The organism is Hydrogenophaga sp. A37 (genome assembly GCF_002001205.1).
Lineage (GTDB): Bacteria > Pseudomonadota > Gammaproteobacteria > Burkholderiales > Burkholderiaceae_C > Hydrogenophaga.
In genome coordinates this window covers 1-1,493 of sequence record NZ_MUNZ01000148.1, presented here as the reverse complement: position 1 = coordinate 1,493, position 1,493 = coordinate 1, and the positions used below count along the sequence as shown (strand labels likewise).

The window sequence follows — 1,493 nt, the reverse complement described above, 5'->3', positions numbered from 1 at the left end:
TCGGCGTGGATGGCGCGGATGTGTGCCAGCAGAGCTTCATCGCTGTGGCGCCCGCCGGGCCTGCCAGCGATGTCCTGCGGACGGCGCAGCCAGTTGAAGTAACCGCTGGCGCTGACCTCCAGCACGCCGCAGGAGACGCTCACCGGGTACTGCTGCCTCATTTGGTGAATCCAGGCGTACCTCGTCGGCCCTGATTTATTCAAATCCGATCCCAGACAGGGCGCTGTGCAGGTCGGGTGAGAGCCCGAGTGGACCAAGAGTCCAACGCGTGTTGCCATTTCAGTGACAAGCTCGCTACCGAGCACAGGCGCAAATAATGGCGTTGCAAGAAGATGATGCCCTTGCGGGCGATCATGCGCAGCAGCCAGCGGATGTTGTAGCCCGCCGCACACAGCACCGCATGCAGCCGGTCGCCGGTTTCTCCCTTGAGGTGACAACGGTCCATGCGGTGATCGGCTTTGAGGTGGCCGATGATCGGCTCAATGGCCTGACGACGCCTGAGCTCGCGTCGCTCTTGCTCGCAGATCCGCTTGGCCTTGCCCCGGTGCACGATATGCACATCCGGGTTGTCTGCGTCCACACCCCGATAGCCCAGATCAACGAACGCCGTCGCTGGCTTTGACCGGCTGTCTTGCATCAGGATGCTCGCCTGCTCCAGTTGCTCGTTGAGGGTGTGGCCGTCGTAAGGGTTACCGTGGAAGGCTCGTGAGCCCACGATCAGGTTGCCCTGCAGCGTGCTGGCAATGCCCACCTTGACCCCGAACTCGTAGGGCGTTCGGGCCTTGCCCTTGCTGATGCAGTCCACCTCGGGCGCATGCCAGGCGTAGAGCTTGGGCTGTCCATCCACCGCTTTGCGCTGGCCGCTCTGGGCCACGATGCGATGGGCTTTGTTCAAGGTCTCGCCCAGTGCTTCGCGCACTGCCGCCCCGATGGCACTGGCCTTGCGCTCGATCTCGCGCTGCAGGCGAGCGACGATGGTTCTCTGGCGTTTGATGGTGCGGCGCATGCGCTTGAATTGCCGGGCATGGGCGTAGCGCCCGGCCTTGCGGCTCAGGTCCCTGCCTTCCTTGGCAAAGGGCTGCTTCAGAACGATGCCCGTCTCCTTGGCCGCCTGGACCAACTTCAACCGGGCGGTCTCCAGCAAACGGCTGTCGGTGGGGTGAGCTATCGCCTTGTGCTGCACCGTGCTGTCCACGATCACGCGGGAGAGCTCCTGCGGTTTGATCAGTTTGAGTTCGACGGCCACGTTGATGGTCTGCGCCAGCAGTTCTTCCACGCCTTCCTCGCCCAACAACTGACGGAACTTGACCAGGGTGGTGGCGTCGCAGGGCTGGCGGTCTTCGTAATAGGCACAGCCCGAGAAGAACGTAAGCGTCCGGCCATCCCACCCTTGAGGTCGGCGGCATAAGTGGCAACGATGGTGTCCACCAAACGAGATAGGTGGACACCATGACCGAAGCCAAGAACAAGACCCGTCGGCGCCACAGCGCCGA

2 pseudogenes are annotated in these 1,493 nt (G+C 63.0%); both read right to left on the bottom strand.

From position 1 onward, the window contains the following. Positions 1-182, bottom strand: a pseudogene (locus tag B0E41_RS20715) (IS3 family transposase); the annotation flags it as partial. 17 nt (positions 183-199) lie between these two features. Next, a pseudogene (locus tag B0E41_RS20710) lies at positions 200-1,366 on the bottom strand (IS5 family transposase); the annotation flags it as partial. Positions 1,367-1,493 lie beyond the last annotated feature (127 nt).